This window comes from Streptomyces silaceus (genome assembly GCF_001419745.1).
In the GTDB taxonomy this organism is placed as follows: Bacteria; Actinomycetota; Actinomycetes; order Streptomycetales; family Streptomycetaceae; genus Streptomyces; species Streptomyces silaceus.
This window is the reverse complement of the sequence record NZ_LIRJ01000193.1, coordinates 48454-54630: the sequence shown is the minus strand read 5'-3', so window position 1 is coordinate 54630 and position 6177 is coordinate 48454. Positions and strand designations below refer to the sequence as shown.

Here is a 6177-nt window from a genome sequence, read left to right as displayed (position 1 = left end):
GACGCGGGCGCCCGCGTCCACGGCCCGCTCGGCCTCGTCCTCGTCGTGCACCTCGACGATCGGCGTGAGGCCGATCGACTCGGCGCGCTCGATGAGCGATTCGAGGGCGGGCTGCTCCAGGGCGGCCACGATCAGCAGCGCGAGGTCGGCGCCGTACGCCCTGGCCTCCCACAGCTGGTACGAGGTGACGATGAAGTCCTTGCGCAGCACCGGGATGTCGACCTTGGCGCGGACGGCCTCCAGGTCGGCGAGCGAGCCGCCGAAGCGGCGCTCCTCGGTGAGCACGGAGATGACGGCGGCGCCGCCCGCCTCGTAGTCGGCGGCGAGGCCGGCCGGGTCGGCGATCGCGGCGAGCGCGCCCTTGGAGGGGCTGGAGCGCTTGACCTCACAGATGACCTTGACGCCGTCGCCCCGCAGGGCCGCCGCGCCGTCCTTGGCCGCGGGAGCCTTGGCCGCACGCTCCTTGAGCTCGTCGAGGCTGACGCGCGCCTGCCGCTCCGCGAGGTCGGCACGGACTCCGTCGATGATCTCGTCGAGCACACTCACGCGAGCGGCCCCCTTCCCTGACGGTTGAAGAAGCTGACGTTCAAGCTGGTCACTGCGATGGTATCCGCAGGAGGGCGAAGGCCCCGCATCCGGTTGACGCCCGTCCCACGAAATGGACATCCATCGGGCTCGCAGCCTGCGGATTCAAGGGTGCAGCCACGACCCGAACGGCAGGTTGCGGACGAGCGTGAACAGCGCGACGACCACCCCGACGGCCCACAGCTGCGCCGTGCCCAACTCGATTCGCACCGGCCTCCCTCGCACCAGCCGGACCACCCACGCGGTCCACACGACCGCGAACAGGCCGTACCCGACGACGGCGAGCGCGTTGGCGCCGAGGGCCGCCGTGACGTCGCCGTGGATGAAGGCGTGGGCGCTGCGCAGACCGCCGCAGCCGGGGCAGTAGATGCCGGTGAGGCGCAGGAGCGGGCAGGCGGGATAGTGGCCCGGTTCGTTCGGGTCGACGGCGCCGACGTAGGCGAAGGCCCCGGCGACCGCGGCGAGCACACCGGCCGGCACGAGCAGGCGGGTCAGGACGGCGGGCGCGGCGCTCTCGGTGTCGGCGGTCACCCGTGCATTCTGCCCCGCGCGGGGGCGTGTCGCCCGATGGACGCGGGCGCCGGACGGCGGAGCCACACGACCGGACGGCGCGGCCACGCAGCCGGACGCGGACGCACGAAAGAGGCGGCCCGGCTGTCGCCGGACCGCCTCTTCGCGTACGAGGAAGGTCAGCTCTCGGAGCCCGCGACCTGGCGCTGCGGGCGCTTGGCCTGGCCCAGGCCGGCCATGCGCATGGCGCCGCCCACGAGGCCGCCGATCGCGATGATCGCCATGCCGGCCCAGAAGCCGGGCACGTTGGCCATCACCATGAAGGCACCCGCGACGCAGAAACCGATGAAGGCGATGATGACACCGGTCCAGGCGGCCGGGGTGTGTCCGTGGCTGGCCATGACTTGCTCCTCGTTGCTGTATGCGGGGTGATGGGTGGATGGCCCATCGCGAGTCGGACGCTCGGCTCCATTGTCCCGTACTCGGGCGTATGCCTTGAGCGCGGGGTCACGCTTCGCGCGTCGGGTCCTCGCCCCGGTCGAGGGCCTTCCACAGCTCCTCGGGCCGGTCGGGGTCGGGGGCGCGGCGGGCCTTGCGGGGCGTCGGCGTGCCGTCGCGTTCGTAGCGCCCCGACATGGCGGGCCAGGAACGGCCGCAGGTGAGCGCGACCACCCCGGCGACCAGGAGCAGCGCGCCCGCGGCGGCCGCCGCGTAGGGCCAGCCGGTGTGGCTGAGGTCACCGATGGTGGCGGCGGCGTCGCCGGAGGCCGTCGCGGCCTTCTCGTCGAGGGCGTCGCGGTCACCGGCGCCGAGCAGGGCGGCGGCCACCGTGCCCGCGCCGCTGAGGGCGAGCAGCAGGGAGACCAGGACGCGGCCGGCGCGGCGGACCGCGAAGACCGCGACGAGGGCGGCGAGGCCCACGACGGCGAGCGCCGCGGGCACGCCCGTGACGTCGCCGCCCTTGGCGGTCAGCGGCAGGTCGCCTCCGGCCACCGAGACGGTCCCGTGGGCCCAGGCCTGGCGGGACGCGAGCAGCGCGAGGGCCGCGCCGACGGCGCCGAGCAGCAGCGCGACGGCGATGCTGCGCCGGCTGCCGCGCCGGTCCGGGCTCTCCGACGGGTTCTCGGTACGGGGCGGTGGTACTGCAGAAGTCACCCGTCCACTATCCCTCACGGGTCGAACCGGTGTGCAGGCGGTTCGCCGTGTGGATGGCGCGGAGCACGGCGGCGGCCTTGTTGCGGCACTCGGTGTCCTCGGCGACGGGGTCGGAGTCGGCGACGACCCCGGCCCCGGCCTGCACGTATGCCGTGCCGTCGCGGAGGAGGGCGGTGCGGATGGCGATGGCGGTGTCGGAGTCGCCGGCGAAGTCGAGGTAGCCGACGCAGCCGCCGTACAGGCCGCGCCGGGACGGCTCCAGTTCGTCGATGATCTGCATCGCGCGCGGCTTGGGGGCGCCGGAGAGCGTGCCCGCGGGGAAGCAGGCGGTGAGCACGTCGAAGGCGGTGCGGCCCTCGGCGACCTCTCCGGTGACCGTCGACACGATGTGCATGACGTGGGAGTACTTCTCGATGGACATGAAGTCGACGACCTCGACGGAGCCGGGGGTGCAGACCCGGCCCAGGTCGTTGCGGCCGAGGTCGACGAGCATCAGGTGCTCGGCGCGTTCCTTGGGGTCGGCGAGCAGCTCGTCGGCGAGCGCCTGGTCCTCCTGCGGGGTGGCGCCGCGGTGCCGGGTGCCGGCGATGGGGTGGACCATCGCGTGCCCGTCCTCGACCTTGACGAGGGCCTCGGGCGAGGAGCCGACCACGTCGAATCCGTCGAGGCGGAAGAGGTACATGTACGGCGAGGGGTTGGTGGCCCGCAGCACGCGGTAGACGTCGAGCGCACTGGCCGTGCACGGGGTCTCGAAGCGCTGCGAGGGCACGACCTGGAAGGCCTCGCCGGCCCGGATGCGCTCCTTGATGTCCTCGACGGCCTCCTGGTACTGCACGCCGCCCCACAGCGCGGTGTACTCGGGGAGTTCGGAGGGCGGCAGGGCGGCCGGGGGCTGGGAGACGGCGCGGGAGAGGTCGGCCTCCATGGCGTCGAGGCGGGCGACCGCGTCGGCGTAGGCCTCGTCGACCCCGGTGTCGAGGTCGTTGTGGTTGATCGCGTTGGCGATCAGGAGGACCGAGCCGTCCCAGTGGTCGAGGACGGCGAGGTCGCTGGTGAGCAGCATCGTCAGCTCGGGGAGCCTCAGGTCGTCGCGCTCCCCCGGGCCGATCTTCTCCAGGCGGCGCACGATGTCGTAGCCGAGGTAGCCGACCATGCCGCCGGTGAAGGGCGGGAGTTGGTCGGCGCTGACGACGTCGCGCGGGGTGTGCAGCATCTCGACGGTGGCGCGCAGCGCGGCGAGCGGGTCGCCGGAGGTGGGGACGCCGACGGGCGGGCTGCCCAGCCAGTGGGCCTCGCCGTCGCGGACGGTGAGGGTGGCGGCGCTGCGGACGCCGACGAAGGAGTAGCGGGACCAGGAACGGCCGTTCTCGGCGGATTCGAGGAGGAAGGTGCCGGGGCGCTCGGCGGCGAGCTTGCGGTAGAGGCCGACGGGGGTGTCGCCGTCCGCGAGGAGCCTGCGGCTGACGGGGATCACGCGGCGGTCGGCCGCCAGCTTGCGGAAGGTCTCGAGGTCCATGGCGTCAGACCCTACTGACCGGGCGACGGCACGCCCGACACCGGAAGCACGTCGGAGTCGAAGCAGGTGCGCGTGCCGGTGTGGCAGGCCGGGCCGACCTGGTCGACCTGGACGAGGACGGTGTCCGCGTCGCAGTCCAGGGCGACCTCCTTGACGTACTGGAAGTGGCCGGAGGTGTCGCCCTTGACCCAGTACTCCTGGCGGCTGCGCGACCAGTAGGTGCAGCGCCCCGTGGTGAGGGTGCGGTGCAGCGCCTCGTCGTCCATCCAGCCGAGCATCAGCACCTCACCGGTGTCGTACTGCTGGGCGATGGCGGGGAGGAGGCCGTCGGCGCTGCGCTTGAGGCGGGCGGCGATCTCCGGGTCGAGGCTGCTGCTGGGCGGGGGCACGCTGGTCATGGGCCCATTGTGCCGCGCCCGCCGGGGCCCTCCCGAAGGCGTCCACTGTCCGGACGGGGTGGGCGGTCGTAGGCTGGCCGGCATGTCGACCCATGCGAAGCGTGAACGACTTCTGCTCGCCGATCTCCTGGAGGCGCAGGGCCCGGAGGCCGCGACCCTGTGCGAGGGCTGGAAGACCCGTGATCTCGCGGCCCATGTGGTGGTGCGCGAGCGCCGCGTGGACGCCGCGGGCGGGATCCTGGTCAAACAGCTCGCGGGGCGCCTGGAGCGGGTGCAGGCCGAGTTCGCCGCGAAGCCGTACGAGGAACTGATCCAGCTGATCAGAACGGGGCCGCCGCGCTTCTCGCCGTTCGCCCTGAAGCAGGTCGACGAGCTGTCGAACGCCGTGGAGTTCTACGTCCACACCGAGGACGTGCGCCGGGCGCAGCCGGACTGGACGCCGCGCGAGCTCGACCGGGTCTTCTCGGACTCCCTGTGGTCCCGGCTGGAGCGCACGGCCCGGCTGGTGGGCCGCAAGGCGCCGGTGGGGCTGGTGCTGCGCCGCCCGGACGGGCAGACGGTGGTGGCGCACCGGGGCGCGCCGGTGGTGACGGTGACCGGCGAGCCCGCGGAGCTCCTGATGTTCGCGTACGGGAGGCAGGAGGTCGCCGACGTCCAGCTGGAGGGCGACAAGGAGGCGGTCGCGGCGCTGCACGAGACGAAGCGGCTGGGGCTGTGAGCGCTCCTCCCGCCGGGTCCCGCTGAACGGCCATGCTCAGCGCGGGAGTTCCGCCTGCCTCAGCGGCTTCGAGCACAGGCCGATCACGCCGCCGGCCGCGCTCAGCGCGGCGCACGCCACGAACACCGGCTCGATGCCCCAGACGCCGATCGCGGCGCCCACGACGGGGTAGCAGAGCGGGGCGACGCCCAGGGTGAAGAAGCTGATCACGGCGGTGACGCGGCCCAGGTAGGCGGGTTCGCCGACGGTCTGGGCGAGTGCCCCGCACAGGGCGCCGCACAGTCCGAGGAGCGCCCCGAGGACGAGGGCGGCGACGACCGCGCCCGCCACCGAGGGCACGAAGCCGAGCGCGGCGAGTGCCGCCGTGCCGGGGAAGGCCACCCAGGACAGCACGGCCCCGGCGCGCGGCACCCGGCCGCGCACGGCGAGCAGCAGCGAGGCGAGCCCGGCGCCCGCGCCGAAGCCGGCGACGATCCAGCCCTGCCCCGAGGCGCCCCAGCCGCGCTCGTCGGCGAGCAGCACGAGGCCGATGTTGGCGGGCCCGGAGAATCCCAGCTCGCCGACGGCTATGACGACCACGAGCGGGGCGAGGACGCGGTGGCCGCGGATGTAGCGCAGCCCGTCGGCCAGGTCGCGCCGGGCGGAGGTGGGCCCGTTGACGGTGTCGTCGGCGGGCAGCTCGCGTACGCGTACGGCGAGCAGCAGCGCCAGCGATCCGGCGAAGAGCACCCCGGCCAGCCCGAAGGCCGCCGCCGAGCCGCCCGTCGCGACCGCGATGCCGCCCAGCGGGCCGCCCGTGACGGTGGCGACGCGGGCCGCGACGCCGCGCATGCCCTGGACCCGGGCGAGCTGCCCCGGTGCGGTGATGCGCGCCGGCAGGGCGCCCACGCTCGGCATGAAGAGCGCGTCCACCGCGCCGAAGACGAGGGCGACCGCGCCGAGGACCCAGATGCCGGGCGTGGTGGCGAGGAGCAGGGCGGCCGTGCCGAGGATGACCAGGCACCGCACGGCGTCGCTGCCGATGACGACGCGGCGCGGCCCGAAGCGGTCGGCGACGACTCCCCCGCCGAGCATGAGGAGCGCGCGCGGCACGGCACCGACGGCGAGGACGAGGCCGGCCTGGGCGGGGCTGCCGGTGCGGGTGGCCGCCCAGGACAGGGCGAGGAAGTAGACGCTGTCGCCGATCATCGAGGCGGCGTAGGCGGTCAGCCAGCGCAGGACGTTGCCGTCGCGGTGGGCGGGGCGCTCGACGGCGGTGGGGGCCGGGCGTATGCCGGTGGCGGTCACGGCCCTCC

Annotated in this window: 8 protein-coding genes; 1 reads left to right on the top strand and 7 read right to left on the bottom strand. The window is 74.2% G+C overall.

All coding sequences use genetic code 11. The features are described from left to right. From AOK22_RS19335 to hisI, 6 genes are all read right to left on the bottom strand, one after another. The coding region (locus AOK22_RS19335) for an indole-3-glycerol phosphate synthase TrpC (protein WP_055699933.1) at window positions 1–546 on the bottom strand (546 nt) is incomplete at its 3' end. A 144-nt stretch (window positions 547–690) separates the two neighbouring features. Beyond that, window positions 691–1116: a DUF2752 domain-containing protein gene (locus tag AOK22_RS19330; protein WP_055699932.1), complete on the bottom strand. Its 426-nt coding sequence runs from the start codon at window positions 1114–1116 to the stop codon at window positions 691–693. A gap of 158 nt (window positions 1117–1274) precedes the next feature. Beyond that, on the bottom strand, window positions 1275–1496 hold the full coding sequence (locus tag AOK22_RS19325) for an HGxxPAAW family protein (protein ID WP_055699931.1): 222 nt from the start codon (window positions 1494–1496) through the stop codon (window positions 1275–1277). Window positions 1497–1602: 106 nt separating this feature from the next. After that, a complete protein-coding gene (locus tag AOK22_RS19320) occupies window positions 1603–2250 on the bottom strand; it encodes a TIGR02234 family membrane protein (RefSeq protein WP_055699930.1) in 648 nt (215 codons plus the stop codon). 7 nt (window positions 2251–2257) lie between these two features. Continuing rightward, window positions 2258–3766, bottom strand: coding sequence for an anthranilate synthase component I (locus AOK22_RS19315; protein WP_055699929.1), 1509 nt, complete (start codon window positions 3764–3766; stop codon window positions 2258–2260). Between the two features lie 11 nt (window positions 3767–3777). Next, on the bottom strand, window positions 3778–4164 hold the full coding sequence (gene hisI, locus AOK22_RS19310) for a phosphoribosyl-AMP cyclohydrolase (protein ID WP_055699928.1): 387 nt from the start codon (window positions 4162–4164) through the stop codon (window positions 3778–3780). 82 nt (window positions 4165–4246) lie between these two features. Here hisI and AOK22_RS19305 point away from each other — a divergent pair, with 82 nt between their 5' ends. After that, window positions 4247–4882, top strand: coding sequence for a TIGR03085 family metal-binding protein (locus AOK22_RS19305; protein WP_055699927.1), 636 nt, complete (start codon window positions 4247–4249; stop codon window positions 4880–4882). A 36-nt stretch (window positions 4883–4918) separates the two neighbouring features. On the opposite strand, the gene AOK22_RS19300 is transcribed toward AOK22_RS19305, so the two are convergent. Further along, window positions 4919–6169 carry an MFS transporter gene (locus AOK22_RS19300; RefSeq protein WP_055699926.1) on the bottom strand — a complete coding sequence of 417 codons (1251 nt, stop codon included), beginning with the start codon at window positions 6167–6169 and terminating at the stop codon, window positions 4919–4921. Window positions 6170–6177: the final 8 nt, after the last annotated feature.